The sequence below is a fragment of the Arthrobacter sp. SX1312 genome (assembly GCF_002929295.1).
Taxonomy (GTDB): Bacteria; Actinomycetota; Actinomycetes; order Actinomycetales; family Micrococcaceae; genus Arthrobacter_D.
This window is the reverse complement of record NZ_PJIM01000002.1, coordinates 851636-870371: the sequence shown is the minus strand read 5'-3', so window position 1 is coordinate 870371 and position 18736 is coordinate 851636. Positions and strand designations below refer to the sequence as shown.

The window sequence follows — 18736 nt, the reverse complement described above, 5'->3', positions numbered from 1 at the left end:
ATGGCCCCCTCGACGGAGCAGGACGAGCTGTTCGCAGCGCATCGCCCCATGGTGTTCGCGATCGCCTACGAGGTCCTGGGGACCCGCGCCGATGCCGACGACGTCGTCCAGGACAGCTACCTGCGCTGGGCCGGGGTGGACCCGGCCGGGGTCCGGGATCCGCGGGCCTACCTCGCCACGATCGCGACCAGGACTGCACTCAACGCGATCCGGACCGTGTCCCGCCGCCGGGAGTCCTACCCGGGTCCGTGGCTGCCCGAGCCGCTCGTGGCAGAGGCCGACGACCCCGAGCAACGCCTGATGATGAGCGAGCAACTCAGCTACGCCCTGACCGTGGTGCTGCTGCAGGCCACTCCGGAGCAACGCGCCGTGTTCATGCTCCACGACGTCTTCGGCCTGCCCTATCCGGCGGTCGCCGAGGCCCTCGGCAAGAGTCAGGCCGCGGTACGGCAGATCGCCGTGCGGGCCCGGACCCGCATCGGCGCCGCAGACCGGTCCGCGAGCAGCACCAGGGAGGGCGCCGCGGCCCTCGAGGCTTTCCAGGCCGCCGTGGGCACGGGTGACCTGCAGGCCCTGATGGACGTCCTGGCCCCCGACGCCGTCCTGCTCTCCGACGGCGGCGGCAAGGTCGTGGCCGCCCGCAAGCCCATCCTGGGGGCCGCGGCGATCGCCGGGTTCCTTCTGAGGATCGGCCGCACGCCGACGCCGGGGGCGCGGGTGGGCATCGGACCTCTTAATGGCGGCCAGGGCATCCTGGTCCATGCGGGTGACCGGCTGGAACTGACCGTCGCCGTGGAGGCGGACGGGCAGGGCAGGATCAGCGGGATCTACCTCGTGCGGAACCCGGACAAACTGCGCGGCCCGGCCCGAGCCGCAAGGCTCTGACGACACGCAAGATCTGCGCACCTCCATGGATCCGGCCGCCCGACACGGGGGGACCTGTGGTTTGCTGTACTTAGGTTGTTTAGCAATCAGGGACCTTGTGGCACGCGGTGCCCGACGTCGCCTGGATCAAGCCGACGGTCAGAAGAAGGTCTCACGCACATGCAAATTACCCGGATCCCGGCTCCTGTCCGGCTTTCTCCCCGGTCCTCCCCTCCTGCTGTCGCTGGTCCGGGCCTGCCGGGGAGCGGGGTGGAGTCGCTGCTCCTTCGGGTGGGGCAGGGCGACGCGCAGGCCTTCGAAGACCTGTACCGGCAGACCTCCGCCCGCGTCTACGGGCTTGCCCGGAAAGTGCTCGTCGATGCCGAGATGAGCGCCGAGACGACGCAGGACGTCTTCCTCGCCCTCTGGCAGGGCACCGCGGCGCGATTCGATCCCGGCCTCGGTACCGGGATGTCCTGGATCCTGACCGTCGCGCACCGCCGCGCGGTCGACAAGGTCCGGTCCGAGGAATCCCACCGGACCCGGGACCTGAAGTGGGGGATCAAGAACCAGGACGTCGACTACGACCAGGTCGCAGATGCTGCCGTCCGGCAGTCCGAGGCCGCTGCGGTCCGGGCCTGCCTTGCCTCCCTGTCCGCGGCGCAGCGGGAGGCGATCAACCTCGCCTACTACGCCGGCCTGACCTACGTCGAGGTCGCCGACCACCTCGGCATCCCCGTCCCGACCGCCAAGACCCGGATCCGGGATGGCATCGGACGGCTCAGGACCTGCCTCCAGGCGGCGGACTGAATGATCGACTCCGGGCTCCCAGGTCCTATACTTCTTCGGAGGAAAGCGCTCCACATCTCCATCCACGTGGTCCGAAGCGAGCGGTGAACCCCGACCGCCGCGACGACCCGGCCCGGTTCCGACCGCTGCGGCTTGGATCGTCGACCTGACATCCCCTCGTTCAAGGAGCCAGCCGCATGCCCGACGAAAAGGAACTCGCTCGCGAGATCGACCGCGACCCGGTCACCGCGCTCCTGCAGGACATGGTGCTCGAGAGCGACGACGTCCAGGAATTCCTCACCGGCCTCGCGACCATAGCCTCCGAAGCGTTCAGCAGCGCCTACGGTGAGGTGTTCTGCGGGGTGACGCTCCTGCGGCCACGCTCGATGATCACGGTCGCCAGCAGCAGCGACAAAGCCCGTGAGGTCGATGAGGTGCAGTACGGGTTCGACGACGGCCCCTGCCTCCGGGCCGCCCGCACGGGTGAGACCGTGCATATCCGGGACTTCCTCACCGAGGAACGCTTCCCCGAATACCGCCAGGCCATTGCGGCCCACGGCCTGCGCTCTGCCCTCGGCATTCCCATCCGTCTCGATGACGGAGCCAGTGCCGGCCTGGACTTCTACTCCACGACCCCGGACGCCTTCGACGCCACAGGCATCACGGTGGCCGAAGGCCTCGCCCGCGATGCCTCACGCTCCCTCCGCCTGGCCGTGCGGATCGCGAAGCTCAGCGAGGACACGCAGCACCTCAAGGCCGCCATGACGACCCGCACCACGATCGACACGGCCGTCGGCGCGATCATGGCCCAGAACAGGTGCACCCAGAAGGAAGCGTTCGCGATCCTCCGACAGGCATCCTCCACGCGCAACGTGAAGGTATCGGACCTCGCCGCCGGCATCCTCGCCTCCGTGGGCCAGGCAGAACCGCTGACCACGCACTTCAACCACTGACGACGACCACGCGTCGCACGCCCCGGAGGATCCGCCGCCGTGAACCGGAGACAGCCCCGATGCGCTAGCGAGCGGTCTTCGAACGGGGAAGTTCGCCGCTGCTGATGAGGTGATCGGCGACGTTCCAGAGTTTCAGGTGGGTGCGCTGGCTGGCCATGGACAGCACGATGAACGCCTGCTCACCGGTGATCTTGTGGCGTTCCATGAGGATGCCCTTGGCCTGGCCGATCACATCCCTGGAGTTCACCGCCTCGTGGAGTTGCCGGGCCTTCTCGGCCTCGGCGAACGCCACCGACGCGTGGGAGGCGACCAGCAGGCCGATGTTCTCCGACTCGTCCGTGAACGCGTCGGCCTCGTACGAGTAGAGGTTCAGCGCCCCCAGGTCGTCGCCTTCGACCCACAGCTGGATCGAGAGCATCCCCTTGGCGCCGGCCTCGGCGGCCCGCTGCGCGAACAGCGGCCACCGCTCCTCGTGCGCCATGTCGGCCACCCGCACGGTCCGGCGCTCGTACGCCGCTTCCAGGCACGGCCCCTCCCCGGTCTCCATCTGCAGCGCATCGATGCGCTCGGGCAGGCTGCCGGACGCGCCACGGGATCCGATGTTCTTCCGCCCGATGACGACACTGACGGAGCCTTCGTCGACCCCGGGGATCAGGTCGACGGCCGCGTGGACGAAGCCGGCGACGATCGCGTCCGAGTCGGGTTCCTGCTGCAGCGACCGGGCGAGCTCGGCCAGCTCCGTGGCGAGATCGCGTGTCCGCTCACTACCGCCGTAATGCGACGACGGCATACCCCTGTTCATCTTGAGCTCCTCGCTCATCACATACACCTCCTAGCAGTGGGACCGCGATCGGTACGGGCGGTGCTGCCCTCCACTGTAATGCTCGTCGTTTTGCAATGCTTGTCGCGGTGTGCCGCTGCCGGATACACGATCGTCGACCGGCTTCCCCGTTGGACAGCTCGCGACCGGCGCACTGTTTCCTGAGTGTCGGCCGTGCGATCAGCGGTTGCTTCGACACGGAATCCGCTCTTGACTGGAAGGAGTCCCCGGGTCGAGCAAACGGCACCGGGGGCGACAGGAGTGCAGGGCCCAGCGCCCTGCACTCCTGGTCATGCGCGGCTCATGCCGCAAGTCCTCGACCTGCGGCAGGAAGTGACGAGGCGGAACCGTGCAGTGATGCATGCTGGGAGGATGAAGGACACGCCGGCGCCTGAGGCAGGACCGAGCTCCGGGAGGTCGGCCGGCATCAGCGCCCTGGTGGGAGCATTCGGTGCGATGGCCGAGGACATCGACCTGAACACCGTCCTGGAGCGGGTGGTGTCGGCGGCCTGCAAACTCGTCGGCGCGCGGCACGGAGCGTTGGGAGTGGTCGGTCCGGATCGGCTGCTCAGCGCTTTCGTCACGGTCGTGCTGGAGACCGACGAGAACGGGACGGCCTCGTCGCACCTCCGGGGAGACGGGGCCCCAGGCGCATCGGGCCCCGGTCCGCGTCCCCTGCGCCTGCACGACCTGCGCCCGCACGAGCGCGTGGCAGGCTTCCCTGCCCGGCATCCGGAGATGAGCTCGTTCCTCGGAGTCCCCATTCGGATCCACGACAGGGTCTTCGGGACTCTGTACCTCACCGGGAAGGACGGAGACGGAGGATTCACCAGCACCGATGAGAAGCTCCTCGTCGCTCTCGCCGCGGCGGCCGCCATCGCGATCGCGAACTCCCGCCTGTTCGACGACTCGACGCGCAGGACACGATGGCTCGAGGGCGGGCTCGGCGCGGTCCGCGAGATCCTCGAACAGACCGACCCGGTCCGGAGCCATCCCGAATCGGTCGCGCACCACGCCCTGCGGGCATCGCACAGCGACCTCACACTCGTTCTCCGCGAGCACGGTGATCGACGAGCGCTCCTCTGCGTAGCGGCGGAAGGCCGGGACGCAGGCTCCTTCAGCGGGGAATCCTGGGACTATCCGGCGCTGCTGGACGATCTGACCGCGATGTCGTCCCCGTTGCTGCTGGCACCGGCGGATACCGCCCGCCTCCTGCACGGGTCCTCCCTCCCTGCCCCGACGACGGCGGTGTGCGTACGACTCGCCGGGTCGGGAGAGCGGCACTACATCCTCTTCGTCCGCCGGGCGGAGGTCCCGTTCACCGACGTCGACCACGAGATGGTCCGGACGTTCGCGTCCCATGTGTCGTTGGCCCTGGAACTGCTGCGGGCCCAGCGGGAACGGGAACAGGACGCGGTGTTCGGCGACCGGGACAGGATCGCACGCGACCTCCACGACCTGGTCATCCAGCGACTGTTCGCGACAGGCCTGAGCATGCAGGTCCTCAGCAAACAGCTCACGGATCGCAGGGCGCTCGAACGCATCAGCGTCGTGACCGCCGAGCTGGATGCCACGATCAGGGAACTGCGGGACACCATCTACTCACTGCGATCCGTCCCGCGGGCCACCTCGACCTTCAGCGCCGGCGTCTTCGCCCTCGTGGCGGCAGCGGCCAGGAGCCGCGCCCTCCAACCCGTCCTGCACCTCTCAGGCCCCCTCGACGCCGCTGTCGACCCCGAACTGGCCGAACATGTCCACGGGGTCCTCACGGAAGGCCTGTCCAACGCCCTCCGGCACGCCGCAGCACACTCCGTCACGATCACGCTGCAGGCCCTTCCGGATCGCCTCGAGATGGAGATCATCGATGACGGCTCCGGGTTCGCAGAACCGCCCTCGTGTCCCGGACTGACGGAGATGCGGCGCCGGACCGGACTCTGCGAGGGCACCCTCTCGATCTCGAGCCCCCTCGGCCATGGAACGCACATCCTGCTCATCGTGCCCCTGGGCACCGAGGACGGTGGGGACCAGGAATCCGGGAGGTAGGAGGCGATTGCGGTAATGTCGGTCTCGCCTCTAGAAGCGGGGCTCTTGGGTTTGTTGCATGTGAATGAGGCACTTCGTGAGTGATAACAGCAGGTTGGACCCGGCGAAGCTCTTCCCGGAGGATCTGACATCGATCGATCGGGATGACCTTGACATCCTGAACAGCAGGAACCACCGCTCGAGGGATGTGCAGTACATCCGTGACGGGGGCGTGGACGCGGAGACCGAAGGGCAGCACCACGAGCTCCGGGAAGAGCTTGATCGCCGTCAGCTGGCACGCGGCACCTTCGTATCCGCCGACAACGAGGACGCCGACAACGAGGCGAAGGAAGCCTGAGCCCGCCTCCGGTGGGCGCGACTACCGTCAGAGCGCCACGAGGGCATCGATGATGTCGCTGGTCTCCGTGCGGTTCGTGTAGTCCACGTGAACATCGATGAACCGGATGGTGCCCGTCGCGTCGGCGACGATCACCGTGGGAAACGGGATCGTCAGCGACCGGTCCAGGTTGGATCCGGCGACGTCGATCCCGAGGGCTATGCGCGCCAGCGTCGACTCGGGGCTGGGTGACGTGACGATCCCGAGCTGCGAGGCGAGGGTGTTCCCTGCGTCCGAGTAGAGCGATACGTACAGCCCCCTCTCGTGTGCCATCTTCCGCGTGATCTCCGGGTGCTGGGGGCTGACGGCGATGAGCCGCGTCCCGAAGGTCTCGGCGAGGGGGCTCAGTTCCCGCTGGTAGGTCTGCAGGGTGATGCTGCAGTAGGGGCACCACTCGCCCCGGTAGAACACGATGATCGCGGCTGCGGCCCCGAGGACCTCGCGCAGGGGCACCGGATGCCCTCCGTCGTCGTACAGGATCGCCTCGGGAAGCTTGTCGCCCACGCGGGCGATCCCCTGCGGCAGCCCTGCGCGGCGGAGTTCCTCCTGCTCCATCATGAAGACCTCCGCGAGCGCCGGGCCCACCTGCGCCTCGAAGGTCGGCCTGAACCCGTCCACCTGCGCCGCGATCGTGTCGGTGAATTTCTGTCGTTGCTTCATCTTCTCCCTCCGCACACCACGACGGGAGCCTCGAGCCCGTCGCACTACCAATTGTGGGCCAGGCCACACGATTTCCCAAGACGACGGCCATATTCGGGCGGCGGCCGGGGCCCACCGGGGATGCGCGCTGCGGAAGACCTGACGGAATCCTTGGCCACCGCTCAGCGGATTCCGGCGGCTGCGGGCAGATGCGACGGGACAATGGGGTGCGGGTCCCGCTGCATCGCGGGGACCCACGACGCCCGGGCAGCCGCTCGGCGACAAGGGCAAACCCGGCGCGAGCCGGGGACGCAAAGCCACGGGACCCTCGCGGTCAGCCGGGCCACCGAACCCGTGAGGTGCCGATCATGCTTCCCGTTCCCCGTCTCGCAGCAGCTGCAGTCCTGACGACCGCCGCGCGCCTCGTCGTGGTCGCCGCGGTGCTGTCCGTCCTCATGCTCGGGGTGCCGCCGGTGTCCGCCCAGGCCGCGGCCACGGGCACGCCCAGGGTCACGGTCAGCACCACCTCCGGAGTACCCGGCGCCGCCGTCACGGTGACTGGCGCGGGCTTTCCGAAGAAGAGCAGGGGAACCGTCGTGGCAGGGGCCGTGGGTGCGGCTCTGACCACGTCGCCGACGGGCGCCTTCACCGTCTCGATCGTGCCGACGGGGACCGGCCCGGTGGACATCACGGCGACGGTCGGTACCAGCACGGCGAGCGTCCGATACACGCTTCTCGAGCCTGCGCCCGCCCCGGGCGCCCCGAAGGGCATCCGCTTCGGCGTCGGCACCAATGGCGGGCCCGCGGCCGGCGGCGAGCTCGACGAGGTCGCGACACTCGCGGGCGAGGCCCCTTCCCTCGTGCTGTCCTACAAGGACTTCAACCAGCCCGCGCCCATCGCCGAGCTGGACGCGGTGCGCGCCCGCGGCGCCGAGACGCTGCTGACCTGGGAGCCGTGGACCTGGGGTGGCGGCACCGACCAGCCCGCCTACTCCCTCGACCGCATCGCGGCCGGCGAGTTCGACGCCTACCTCCGCGAGTGGGGCACGGCCCTGGGGCACTGGGGGCAGCCCGTGTATCTGCGGTTCGCGCACGAGATGAACGGGGACTGGTACCCGTGGGCCGCCGGCGTCAACGGCAACACCGAGGCCGACTACATCGCGGCGTACCGGCACGTACACGACGTCGTCGCCTCCACCGGCGCGACCAACATCAGCTGGGTCTGGAACCCCAATGTCCCCTACTGGGGGTCCACGCCCATGGATCGGCTGTACCCGGGTGGAGACTACGTCGACGTGGTGGCGCTCGACGGCTACAACTGGGGCACGTCGCAGGCGTGGAGCTCCTGGCAGGAACCCGAGGCGCTGTTCGGGGACGGCATCGCACAGCTCCGGCAGATCGCCCCGGGCACGCCGATCATGATCGCCGAGACGGCCTCGTCCGAGATCGGCGGGTCCAAACCCCGGTGGATCTCCGACCTGTTCAGGTACGTCTCCGCGCAGCAGGACGTCGTCGCGCTCGTCTGGTTCCACATCGTCAAGGAGGCCGACTGGCGCATCGACAGCTCCGCCGCATCGACCGACGCCTTCGCCACGGCACTCGCCGCGCGACGCTGACCGACGCCCGGCACGGGATGAGCCCGGACGCCGGCGTCAGTGCCCCGACGGCGGCGGCTGGCAGCGCGGACACCACCAGGTCCGACGACGGCCAGGATCATCCGGGACCTCCGCCCTGACGTGCACGGCGGTGCCGCAGCGGAGGCACGGCCTGCCGGCGCGACCGGCCACCCAGTGCTTCTCGCCCCGTCGGGTGTTCCCCGTGGTGACCTGGTGCGCACCCGGCTGCATCGCGGAGAACCGCAGGCACCGGGCGCCGAGGGCCACCAGTGCCGGCACGTCCACGTCGGCCACTGCTGTGTCGGGGTGGACACCCCGCAGGAAGCAGAGCTCGTTGGCCCACAGATTTCCGAACCCGGCGATGTTCCGCTGATCGAGCAGGGCGGCCGCCACGCGCTCTTCCGGGCCGCGGCGCAGCCTGCGCACCGCCTCGTCCGCGGACCAGTCCTCCCGCAGCGGGTCCGGACCGAGGTGACCCACGGCGTCGCCCTCCGCCCGCGTGGCCAGGAGGTCGACGACGGGCAGATCCAGCCCGTACGCCGTGGGCCCGTCACGCACCGCGAGGATCACCCGAGCATCCGGCAGGAGTCTCCGCGGCAGCGCCCTCCCGGGGGCCGTGACCGTCCAGGACCCCTGCATCAGCAGGTGCGTGTGCAGGGTCAGCCCGCCGTCGAACCGCGTCAGCAGGTGCTTGCCGTGGGTCACGTGCTCCGCGATCCGCATCCCGTCGAGCGGCGTGGCGGCATGCGCGGGAACGCGCAGGTCGCCGCGGCTGAGCGCGCGCCCGTCGAGGGATCGCCGCAGGCGGACGGCGAGCCGGAACACGCTGTCCCCCTCGGGCACGGAGCCTCCCTGTCCTGGTGCTTCCGGCCAACCTAGCGCCCGGCACCGACACTTCCTCGCGCGGCAGGGCCTGCACCGCGGCACTCCCCTACAGCATGTTGCCTCTGGAAACTCCTCTCGCCCCGGCCGACCAGGTGGTCTAGATTCGAGAGGATCGCAGTCCATCGAAGGGAGAACACCATGAAGAACAAGCTTGTTTTCGCCGCAGGCACGGCGGTCGGCTACGTCCTCGGGACGCGGGCCGGCCGGGGGAGCTACGAGCAGCTCAAGACGAAGGCGCAGGCTCTGTGGGAGAGCCCGAAGGTCCAGGAGACCGTCGCCTCGACCACCGGCACGCTCAAGAGCAAGGCCCCCGAGCTGCAGGACTCCCTGAAAGGCGTCCTCAAGAAGGGCGGCTCCAGCAAGGGCGACAGGGCGCAGGGTGGCACCTCCGGAACCACCGGACCGAGCGGGGGGAACCCCCGCGACGTCGAGGACACCCCGTTCCAGGCCCAGGACAGCGAGACCCGTCCTGACCTCGGGAAGGATCTCGGGAAGTAGCGCTCTTCCCGGAGGCGGGCCACGACACGACGTCGGGGCCCGCCTCTCCCCCGCCCCCTGCGGGAGCAGTCAGACGCCCTCGCTGACCGCCTCCTCGACGTCGAGGAGGTCCTCACAGTCCTCCTTGACGAGGACGGCGTTGAGGGCCACCGCCGTCCGGTAGGCATCTCCGGCCGCGGTGATGAGGTGGGCTGCGGGGTCGGCTGCGTTGCCGACCACCCAGACCCGGTCGCGGGACGCCCGGCCGAGGTGGTCGGTGACGATGCACCCGTCGTCGCGCACTTCGCATCCCAGCGAGGCCACGAGCGGCGAGCCCGCGTCCGCCCCCGGCTCGCAGAACACCGCGACGCACGGCACCCGCTCCCCGTCGGCGGACCCGTCGTCGACCCGGACGGCGACGAGCGCCTGCGGGGTACCGCCGCCGGGCACCCCGCCCAGGACGAACTCCCGGACCGGACCTTCGACGACCCGCACGCCCCTCGTCCGCAGGCGGCGTGCGTCCTCCTCCGGCACGGAGCCGAGGAGGTGCGGGAAGTAGGTCACGTCCGCCGACCACGGCCGCAGCAGGAGCGCCTGCGCGAGTGACGCGTCGGTGGAACCGATCACGCCGAGGGCCTGGTCCGCGACCTCCCAGCCGTGGCAGTACGGGCACTGCAGCAGCCCGCTGCCCCACGCCTCCCGGGCGCCCGGGACCTCCGGGAGGACGTCCCGGAGACCCGAGGCGAGGACGAGGTGCCGTCCCCGCGCCGTCCCGCCCGCCGCGGTACGCACGCTCCAGAAGCCCCCCTGCTCCTCCGCGCCGTCCACGACGTCGTCCACGACGTGCACCCCGTAGGGTTCCAGTTCCGCCCGCCCGAGGGCCACGAGGTGCTCCGGTGTGGCGCCGTCGCGGGTGGTAAAGCCGTAGGTGGCGCCGGCCGGGGCATTGCGGGGCGTCCCGGCGTCGATCACGAGGACGCGCCGCCGCGCGCGCCCGAGCACGAGGGCTGCGCTCAGGCCCGCGATCCCGCCACCGACGACGACGACGTCATATGTTCCGAGTCTGTCCATTCCTCCATCCGACCACGCCGCGCGGCTCCGCCGTCCCCGGAGTTTCCGCTTGCGCTCAGTCGGCGGGCCCGGGGTGTCCGCCGGCTCCGCGCGCTCCGCCGTCGACGGGTAGCCCCAGCGACGCCACGAGGGACGAGAAGCGACCGTTCGCGGCGAGGTCCTCGACGAGGACGGCCCTGCCATCGGCGTCGGCGAGGGGAATCCGCCAGTTGGGGTACTCGTCGCTGGTGCCCGGCTGGTTCTGCGTGCGCCGTTCCCCGACGGCGTCGGCGAGTGCCACGCCCAGCAGGATGGACGGCGTCTGCGCGATGAAGGCGTGCAGGGCCTCGACGGTCTCCGGGACCCCGACGGGGCCGTCCGCGAGGAGATGCCGCTCCCGGAGGAGGTCCAGGAACTTCTCCTGGACGGCGCGGTCCTCGGCCTGCTCCTCCGCGACGGGCCGGCTGAGCAGGCCGAGCCGTTCGCGCAGCGCCACGTGCTCGCCCGCCAGGTACCCTGCGCTCGGAGGGAGGTCGTGCACGGTCACCGTCGTCAGGCAGCCCTGGCGGTAGGCCTCGGGGGGAAGGGGACCGTCGGCGTCCTGCTCGAACCACAGGATCGAGGTGCCGAGGATGCCGCGCTCGGCCAGGTACTCCTGGACGCCTGGTTCGAAGACCCCGAGATCCTCCCCGACCACGATCGCACCGGCCCGTTCCGCCTCGAGGGCGAGGATGCCGATCAGCGCCCGATGGTCGTAGTACACGTAGGCTCCCGCGCCGGGCGCCTCGCCCTGCGGGATCCACCACAGCCGGAACAGGCCGAGGATGTGGTCCACCCGGATACCGCCGGCATGCCGCAGGATGTTGCGGAGCATGTCGCGGAACGCCGTGTAGCCGGAGGCGGCCAGGCGCTCGGGGTGCCACGGCGGCTGGCTCCAGTCCTGGCCGAGCTGGTTGAACATATCCGGTGGTGCGCCGACGCTGATCCCGGGGGCGAGCACGTCCTGCAGCGCCCACGCATCCGCCCCGCTGGGGTGGACGCCGACGGCGAGGTCATGCACCACGCCGATGGACATGCCGGCGTCGGTCGCCTCCAGCTGGGCTTCCTGCAACTGCTCGTCGAGCAGCCACTGCAGCCACGCGTGGAACTCGATCCGCGCCGCATGGCGCTCGGCGAACGCGCGGGCTCCGGGCGAGTCGGGGCGTCCGACGGTCTGCCATTCCGGGGCGTCCGGCGGATACGCCTCGGCGAGCGCCGACCACAGGGCGAAGTCGGCCAGCCCCCGGCCCTGCCGGGCGCAGTAGGCTTCGAAGTCCTGCCGGCGCTGCGCGGGGCGTTCGACGGCGAAGACCAGCTCGAGGGCCTCCAGCTTCGCGGCGTACGAGGTGTCCCGGTCGAGCAGTTCGGTGGCCGTATTCGCGGCGGAGAAGCCCGCGGCCAGGCCCTCGATGCGCTGCCGCGCGGGGGCGTCGAGCCTCGCGTATTCGGGAATGTCCTCGATGCGCAGGTACAGGGGGTGGAAGTACCGGCGCGTGGTCGGCAGGTAGGGCGAGGGTTCCACCGGCGGTACCGGCTCGGCGGCGTGCAGGGGGTTCACCAGCACGAAGTCGCCCTGGTGCTGCGCGGCCGCCTGCGCGATCCGGCCGAGGTCCGCGAGGTCGCCGATGCCCCAGGAGTCGGTGGATCGGACCGAGTACAGCTGGGCCATCAGTCCCCAGCTGCGGTGGTCGGCGAGCGCCGCCGTCGTGCTCAGCCGGTCCGGCGTGACGACGAAGGCGCAGGTACTCTCCTGCCCGTCCACGCTGGCGTGCAGCGTGTGCCAGCCGAGCGGGACGGCGTCCGGCAGCGTGCCGTCGCGCCGCTCGAGGTCCTGGCCGTCGACGGTCCGGGCCTGCCCGGCCGCACCGACGGTCCCCTCGTGGCGGACGCCGTCCTCGTCCACGGCCCAGAACTCCACCGTCGCACCGACCGGCACGTGGAGGGGCACGGGGTCGGCGTCGCTCTGGCGCACGACGACGACGGCGGGCAGGATTGAGCGCCAGGGAGCGGCCGCGGTGTCGGCGAGGGCCTGCGCGATGGCGGTATCGGAGGAGGCATCCACCCCGAGCGCCGCGAGGACCGCCACGAGCGTCTCCGGGGTCACCTGCGCGGGCTCGCCGTCCCACCCCTTGAAGGTGGTGCCCACCCGGTGCGCCTCGGCGAGCCGGGCGAGGGGGGACGGGTTCCGCGGGCGTGCGTCGTCGTGCTGCGTCGTATCGGCCATGGCTCCAATCTAGGCGGCCATCAGCAGGCTGTGCATCCGTTCCCGCAGCACGCCCCGCATTTGACGGGCTCCGGGACCCCCGCCTCCCCGCACCGCCGGTGCAGGGAGGGGCTACCAGGTGTCCTTCGTGTAGGTGCTGTTGAGACGGGCGATCAGCGTGCCGAGCGCCTCCACGTCCTCCGGCTTCCAGCTGCGCATGAGGGCCGTGAAGGCCGTGCGTCGGCCGCTCTGCGCGGCGGCGAGCTGCTGCTGCCCGAGCGGGGTCAGGACTACGCGCTGGGAGCGGGCGTCGTGCGGGTCCAGCTGGCGGTTGACGAGCCCCAGCCGCTCGAGCCCGGCGAGCTGCCGGCTCACCGAGGGCTTGCCCACTCCGATGCTCAGGGCGATGTCCGTCGCCCTGAGGGACCCTTCCCGCTGCAGGAGCGTCAGGATGCCGTAGGCGGCCGGCTCCATGTCCGGATGCACGTGCTTCGCCAGCGCGTGCGAGGTGGTCCGTTCCCTGCGCCACAGCACGCTGGTCTGTTCCTCGAGCACCTCGATGGCGTGATCGAATTCGACGTCACCGGCCGCCGTTGCTGTCTCCATTCCCGAAGCGTATAGACGAGCGGCCCGGCCGGGGAGGGGTTACGGCGAACAATCCGAAGATTTCAGGGCGCGGGCCTCGTCCCCGCCCTGACGAAGTCCCGGTGCATCTCCGTCTGGGAGAGCGCGGACAGCAGCTGGAAACCCTGCAGCCCTTCCCAACCCGCGGTCCAGGTCAGGCGCGACGCGAGGTCCCAGACGGTGGGCTCCCCCAGGGTCTCGAGGACCACCTCCACCTCCCGTGCGCGCTTCAGCTGATGGTCGGCGCTCTCCTCCGCCCGCTCGCCCAGCCCCGTGAACCGGTGGCCGTGCCCGGGGAGCGCCTCGTAGTGTCCGTAGCGGCGCACGCTGTCGATCGACGCCACGTAATCGGCCACGGGGTTCGACGGCGTCGCGCCCCCGAGCCCCACCCCGGCGAACACGGTGGGCAGCACGTGGTCGCCCGTATAGAGGAGCCCGCGGTCGTCGTCGCGCAGGCAGATGTGGCCGCCCGTGTGGCCGGGCGTGCCCATCACCACCGTCCGGAAGCCGGGAACGGGCAGGACGTCGCCGTCGGTCAGGGTACGGTCCACGGCCGGCCCGAGCCCCGCGGGCGAGCGGTCCACGAATCGGGCCAGCTCGTCCCGGCGTTCCCGCGGAACATCCCACCCGTCGAGGCGCGCGGTCACCTCGTCGGGATCGAGCAGACGGGTGTGGTGCCGCTCGAGGGCGGCACGCTCCACGCCGTGCATCGCCAGGGGTGCGCCCGAGGCCCGCCGCAGCCGCGCGGCCATGCCCACGTGGTCGGGATGCAGGTGCGTCCCGGTGATCCCGGTGACCGCTCCGTCCGGCGCGACCGCCGCGAGCGCCGCCGTCAACCGGTCCCAGTTCGCGTCGGAGTCCCACCCGGGATCGACGACGTGGACACCGGCGTCCGCGCCCCGCAGCAGGTACGTGAGGGAGTAGGCGAGGTGCCCACCCGGCATGGGCTGCGCGAGGCACCAGACGTCGTCGCGCACCTGCTCCAGCGGCGGGAGCTCTCCACGTGCGAGGGCTTCGACCTGCTGCGTGCTGGTGGCGTGCATCTGTCCTCCCGAGGGTCCCCTCCACCGTAGACCAGGCGTGCACGACGGGGGCGAAGCCGGAACACTTCGGGAACTGCGCCAGACGGATCGGTAAGGAGCGATCGCGTCATCGACCCGGGTGGTCCGGCGCTTCCGCCCCTTGGTCGCGCCCTTGCCCGGGAGCCAAGGGTTCCGAGGCGCTCCTGGCGGTCGGTCGGATGGCAGGAGTGGACTCTCCGAACGTTGCCGCGACCGAGGTTCCATGCCCCGGTGCGGAACTGATGTGGAGGGAACCGCCGGCCTGCCGAACAGTGTCCGCAAGGATCCTCAACCCGAAATGGCCATCGGGCCGGGGCTCCGTCGTGTCGAAACCGACGCCGTCGTCCGACACCGTGATCCGCGTCCGCATGCCGGACTGCCGAACTCTCACCTCGACCGACTGCGCCGAGGAGTGCTTGGTCGCGTTGACCAGGGCCTCACGCGCAACTCGATGGACCAGAACGGCCCGGTCCCGATCCAGGACGATGTCGTCGGGCATCTCGACGACGAAGGAGATTCCGCGGTCCACGAGGAGTGCCCCCAGTCGCAGAAGAGCGGCCTTCAGCCCCCCGGGTCGAACTCCTGACCGATGAGCGATCCCGCGTCCGAGTAGACCACGCGGCCGTTCTCGTCCCACACCTTGATCCTCGACATGTTGCCGCTGTTCAACCAGGGCGCGACGCTCTGGTCGAGCAAGTGAAGTGTAGCGGCATCGCCGCCGAGGAGCTCCTCCGTGATCAGCGGCCCGACCACGTTGTCGGCCACCCGTTGGGTGATGTCCCGCGCATTCATCAGGGCATGCCGCTCGGCCTCCGCCCGCACCCAGAGCACGACAGGGCTTGCCACCAGCAGGAGGACAAGGGAACCCACCCCGAGGAATTGCAGGACGGCTGTCCGGACTTCGCGTCGTTCCGTGGCTTCCCGGGGAGCGACGTCGATCGTTCTGCCTGGTCGTGGCCCGTGCACGGCGGATACCTCTGCTCAGATCCTGACGGGATCCGGTGAGGGACCGACGGTACTGCCGAGCCTCGCCACCAGCGATGGGTGCACGATCATGTTCCCCGGGTGCGCGTGCCTCAGCGTGTCCAGCATGATCCCGAGAGCACCGTCCTTCGGGAGGAAACCACAGATTCCCAGGCGGGCTGCTTCACGGAGTGCTTCCTGGGACGGGCGGCCCGTCAGCATGACGATCCGCGCCTCGGGCACTTCCGAGAGTATCTGCTCGGCGGCGTTGAGTCCTGATCCGTCGGCGAGATACAGATCCATGACGACGACGTCGGGTCGCACGGCCTTGAACATCTCGACCGCGTCGACCACCGTCGTCCCCACGCCGACACTCCTGAAATCCGGTTCCCGGTCCAACGCCCCGGCCAGCAGGTCCGAGAACATGGTGTGGTCATCGACGATCAGAACACTCATCCGCTCCCTGTCCTGTGGGGGTGCGGGCGATTCGAAGGGCCGATTCCGAACCATCGGCGTCGTCAGGTCTCGAAACCTCACCTCGACGAGCGGAGCAGTCGTCGCCAGCAATCTGGCGTGTGCCTCCCTGAGCAGCGCACTCGGAGCGCACCCCAGCTCCTCGTCCATGACCCTGCGGCAGCGATCGAAGGCCCGCAGCGCCGCAGTGCTCTCTCCCTTGCCCTCGAGTCCCAGGATCAGGGCCGTCCACGCCCGCTCGTTGAGGGGATCTTCCCGGACCGCCACCTCACCCCATGTGATGGCCCTGCCCACCTCGCCCGACAGGATCGCAGCTTCTGCGGCCAGGACCCGGGCGAGGCGTACGCGCTCCGCGTGGAGGGTCCGCTCCTCGTCAGCCCAGGCCGGCAACACCTCGTCACCGAACAGCGGAGCAGACGCCAGGTCGAGCGCCTCGCTCAGCAACGCCAGTGCAGCACGCGGCGCAGCAGCCTCGGCCCGCCGCGTGAGACCTTCGAACCGTGCCAGATCGAGGTCGACCAGCGACCGGTCCACCACGTATCCGCCGGTGACCGTGCGCAACGGGCCGATCCTACCGGCGCCCGGCTGGAGGCTGCGCCGCAGGACGCTGACGTAGCTCTCGAGCGTGGGCAGGGCCACGGCGGGATGCTTGTCGTTCCACAGCAGATCGATGATCCGGGTCTTGGACACGGCCGAGCCGAAGTTGAGGAGGAGGATCTCCAGCACCTGACGGGGTTTGGGTCCACCGAGATCACCGGCGCCGAGTTCGGTGTCCCCCCGGTGCACGGTGAGCGGTCCCAGCACAGAGATGTTCATCCGCGCCATGTCGCCGCACTCCGCCACAGGGTCGCCGGAGGCGCCTGCCCTCTTTACCAGATCCAAGGTGACCATCTAGTCCTGCCCAACTCATCGAGTGCCGTGCCTGTCATCTAAGGACGCATCGATAGGGGGCACCAGAGAGGTACCTACGCAAGGAGAAAAGGGAGCTACTTAGCAAATGGCTCCGATGCTACTTACTCATAGGGAGTGCCTACGTGAACTACCCACTCGCAGGCTCTAGCGGATCGGCAGTGTCGGTTCCACATCATCGTGGAGTGGCGCAGCTCCGAAGAGGGGGGCGTTCGCGGGATGGAGCCGACGGTCTCTTTCAGGAAGGAAAACCCGAGCAGGAGGCCCGAGCTACTGACGGATCATCAGGAACTCGGGCCTCTCCGACAGGTGGACCTGCCCGATCAGCCGCCGAAGAGCGCTGCGGCGCGGGTGAGGGTCTGGAAGATCCCGTAGACCAGGGGGACCCCGACGAGGGCCCAGACGGCGGCGATTCGTGCTCCGGCCATGTCAGGCCTCCTTTGCAAATTCTCGTGGCGCATTCCGGACGGGTTCGTGGAAGCGGGCGTTCACTGGCTTGACGAGCAGGTTGGCGATGAATCCCACGACCAGCAGGGCCACCATGGTGAGCAGGGCGGGCTGGTAGGCGCCTGCGGTGAGTTCGCCCGGGGTGCCCTGGGCATCGAGGAAGGAGTTCACGATCAGGGGCCCGGCGATGCCTGCGGCGGACCACGCGGTGAGCAGGCGGCCGTGGATGGCCCCGACCTGGTAGGTGCCGAACAGGTCCCGCAGGTAGGCAGGCACGGTCGCGAAACCGCCGCCGTAGAAGGAGATGATCACGAAGGCGAGCGCCACGAACAGGAGGGTCGTGGAGGAACCGGCCAGGGCGAGGATCAGGTACAGCACCGCGCCCACGCCGAGGTAGATCATGTAGATGCGCTTGCGGCCGATGAGGTCCGACAGGGTCGACCAACCGAACCGACCGCCCATGTTGCCGATGGACAGCAGGCCCACGAAGCCACCGGCGACGGCGACGGAGACCGCCGTCGTTCCGTCCGCGCCGCGGAAGAAGTCCTGGATCATCGGGGAGGCCTGCTCCAGGATGCCGATACCCGCCGTGACGTTGCAGAACAGGACGACCCACACGAGCCAGAACTGGGGGGTCTTGATGGCGTTCGCCGCCGAGACGTTGTCAGAGGTGATGAGGGGCTTGGACTTCAGCTGGGAGGGATCGAAGCCGTCCGGCCTCCAACCCTCGGCCGGCACCTTGATGGTGAAGGCGCCGAACATCATGTAGACGAAGTAGATGACGGCGAGGGTCAGGAACAGCTTCCCGACGGCGTCGCCGCTGGCCACCCAGCCCTCGGCACCCGAGTTCGGGTCGTACATGCGGAGCAGCTGCGTGGACAGGGGGCTCGCGATGAGCGCGCCGCCGCCGAAGCCCATGATCGCCATACCCGTGGCGAGGCCCGGGCGGTCGGGGAACCACTTGATCAGCGTGGACACGGGAGAGATGTACCCGATGCCCAGCCCGATGCCGCCGATGAACCCGTACCCGACATAGACGAGCCACAACTGGTTCGTGAAGATGCCGAGTGCTCCCACCAGGAAGCCGGAGGTCCACAGGACGGCCGAGGTGAACATGGCCTTGCGCGGCCCGTTGCGGTCCACCCAGGTCCCGAGGAGCGCCGCCGACAGGCCGAGCATCACGATCGCGATCGAGAAGATGATGCCGATCTGCGTCAGCGTGGCGTCGAAATGCGCCGTCAGCGCGGTCTTGTAGACACTGGTCGCGTACGCCTGGCCGATGCACAGGTGGACGGCCAGCGCGGCGGGCGGGATCAACCAGCGGTTGAATCCGGGTTTGGCGATGGTGTGGTCGCGGTCGAGCCAACTCATCGATGGCCTCTCTGTCAGCTGGAGTGGCCTCCCCCGGCCCTTGTTATCGAAAGCAATTATGCTGTGCATCACAGCGGCCGGGGTGCAACCCGCGTTCGACGGTAGTTGTGGCGCGTCGAGCGGTTCTGTGATT

At 69.7% G+C, this 18736-nt stretch carries 18 protein-coding genes and 1 riboswitch; of the genes, 7 read left to right on the top strand and 11 right to left on the bottom strand.

The annotated features are described in order from the left end of the window. The 3 genes from sigJ to CXQ92_RS11580 all read left to right on the top strand — a co-directional run bounded on the left by sigJ (position 1) and on the right by CXQ92_RS11580 (position 2606). Positions 1 to 885 carry an RNA polymerase sigma factor SigJ gene (sigJ, locus tag CXQ92_RS11590; protein ID WP_219815711.1) on the top strand — a complete coding sequence of 295 codons (885 nt, stop codon included), beginning with the start codon at positions 1 to 3 and terminating at the stop codon, positions 883 to 885. 249 nt (positions 886 to 1134) lie between these two features. Next, on the top strand, positions 1135 to 1674 hold the full coding sequence (sigK, locus tag CXQ92_RS11585; protein ID WP_258069878.1) for an ECF RNA polymerase sigma factor SigK: 540 nt from the start codon (positions 1135 to 1137) through the stop codon (positions 1672 to 1674). A gap of 176 nt (positions 1675 to 1850) precedes the next feature. Beyond that, complete coding sequence (locus CXQ92_RS11580; protein ID WP_104167868.1) at positions 1851 to 2606, top strand: GAF and ANTAR domain-containing protein; 756 nt, start codon at positions 1851 to 1853, stop codon at positions 2604 to 2606. 64 nt (positions 2607 to 2670) lie between these two features. Here the strand turns inward: CXQ92_RS11580 and CXQ92_RS11575 are convergent, their stop codons facing one another. Next, complete coding sequence (locus CXQ92_RS11575) at positions 2671 to 3426, bottom strand: GAF and ANTAR domain-containing protein (protein ID WP_258069877.1); 756 nt, start codon at positions 3424 to 3426, stop codon at positions 2671 to 2673. A gap of 372 nt (positions 3427 to 3798) precedes the next feature. Between CXQ92_RS11575 and CXQ92_RS11570 the strand changes: the two genes are divergently transcribed. Together CXQ92_RS11570 and CXQ92_RS11565 are read left to right on the top strand one after the other, a co-directional pair. Further along, positions 3799 to 5469: a GAF domain-containing protein gene (locus tag CXQ92_RS11570; RefSeq protein ID WP_181033638.1), complete on the top strand. Its 1671-nt coding sequence runs from the start codon at positions 3799 to 3801 to the stop codon at positions 5467 to 5469. Between the two features lie 76 nt (positions 5470 to 5545). Beyond that, a complete protein-coding gene (locus CXQ92_RS11565; protein WP_181033637.1) occupies positions 5546 to 5806 on the top strand; it encodes a hypothetical protein in 261 nt (86 codons plus the stop codon). A gap of 27 nt (positions 5807 to 5833) precedes the next feature. On the opposite strand, the gene CXQ92_RS11560 is transcribed toward CXQ92_RS11565, so the two are convergent. Beyond that, positions 5834 to 6505 (bottom strand): peroxiredoxin-like family protein, encoded by a 672-nt coding sequence (locus CXQ92_RS11560; protein ID WP_104167866.1) that lies wholly within the window; start codon positions 6503 to 6505, stop codon positions 5834 to 5836. Between the two features lie 255 nt (positions 6506 to 6760). Continuing rightward, a riboswitch (cyclic di-GMP riboswitch) is annotated at positions 6761 to 6835 on the top strand. Positions 6836 to 6852: 17 nt separating this feature from the next. Here CXQ92_RS11560 and CXQ92_RS11555 point away from each other — a divergent pair. Next, positions 6853 to 8100 carry a glycoside hydrolase family 26 protein gene (locus tag CXQ92_RS11555; RefSeq protein ID WP_258069876.1) on the top strand — a complete coding sequence of 416 codons (1248 nt, stop codon included), beginning with the start codon at positions 6853 to 6855 and terminating at the stop codon, positions 8098 to 8100. A gap of 36 nt (positions 8101 to 8136) precedes the next feature. On the opposite strand, the gene CXQ92_RS11550 is transcribed toward CXQ92_RS11555, so the two are convergent. Continuing rightward, positions 8137 to 8943, bottom strand: coding sequence for a DNA-formamidopyrimidine glycosylase family protein (locus CXQ92_RS11550; RefSeq protein WP_104167865.1), 807 nt, complete (start codon positions 8941 to 8943; stop codon positions 8137 to 8139). Positions 8944 to 9123: 180 nt separating this feature from the next. Here CXQ92_RS11550 and CXQ92_RS11545 point away from each other — a divergent pair, with 180 nt between their 5' ends. Continuing rightward, a complete protein-coding gene (locus CXQ92_RS11545; RefSeq protein ID WP_104167864.1) occupies positions 9124 to 9483 on the top strand; it encodes a hypothetical protein in 360 nt (119 codons plus the stop codon). Positions 9484 to 9552: 69 nt separating this feature from the next. Here CXQ92_RS11545 and CXQ92_RS11540 read toward each other — a convergent pair whose 3' ends face one another. The 8 genes from CXQ92_RS11540 to CXQ92_RS11505 form a co-directional block, all read right to left on the bottom strand. Next, positions 9553 to 10533, bottom strand: coding sequence for an NAD(P)/FAD-dependent oxidoreductase (locus CXQ92_RS11540; RefSeq protein ID WP_104167863.1), 981 nt, complete (start codon positions 10531 to 10533; stop codon positions 9553 to 9555). Between the two features lie 55 nt (positions 10534 to 10588). Next, positions 10589 to 12775 carry a 4-alpha-glucanotransferase gene (malQ, locus tag CXQ92_RS11535; RefSeq protein ID WP_104167862.1) on the bottom strand — a complete coding sequence of 729 codons (2187 nt, stop codon included), beginning with the start codon at positions 12773 to 12775 and terminating at the stop codon, positions 10589 to 10591. A 111-nt stretch (positions 12776 to 12886) separates the two neighbouring features. Further along, positions 12887 to 13360: a MarR family winged helix-turn-helix transcriptional regulator gene (locus CXQ92_RS11530; RefSeq protein WP_104167861.1), complete on the bottom strand. Its 474-nt coding sequence runs from the start codon at positions 13358 to 13360 to the stop codon at positions 12887 to 12889. A 62-nt stretch (positions 13361 to 13422) separates the two neighbouring features. Further along, a complete protein-coding gene (locus CXQ92_RS11525) occupies positions 13423 to 14421 on the bottom strand; it encodes an MBL fold metallo-hydrolase (protein WP_104167860.1) in 999 nt (332 codons plus the stop codon). A 106-nt stretch (positions 14422 to 14527) separates the two neighbouring features. Further along, the gene (locus CXQ92_RS18880; protein ID WP_146067457.1) at positions 14528 to 14938 is read right to left on the bottom strand and encodes an ATP-binding protein; all 411 of its coding nucleotides are present in this window, start codon (positions 14936 to 14938) and stop codon (positions 14528 to 14530) included. A gap of 62 nt (positions 14939 to 15000) precedes the next feature. Continuing rightward, complete coding sequence (locus CXQ92_RS11515; protein ID WP_104167858.1) at positions 15001 to 15309, bottom strand: hypothetical protein; 309 nt, start codon at positions 15307 to 15309, stop codon at positions 15001 to 15003. A gap of 111 nt (positions 15310 to 15420) precedes the next feature. Continuing rightward, on the bottom strand, positions 15421 to 16767 hold the full coding sequence (locus CXQ92_RS11510) for a BTAD domain-containing putative transcriptional regulator (RefSeq protein WP_258069875.1): 1347 nt from the start codon (positions 16765 to 16767) through the stop codon (positions 15421 to 15423). Between the two features lie 447 nt (positions 16768 to 17214). Then, on the bottom strand, positions 17215 to 18603 hold the full coding sequence (locus tag CXQ92_RS11505; RefSeq protein ID WP_104167857.1) for an OFA family MFS transporter: 1389 nt from the start codon (positions 18601 to 18603) through the stop codon (positions 17215 to 17217). Positions 18604 to 18736: the final 133 nt, after the last annotated feature.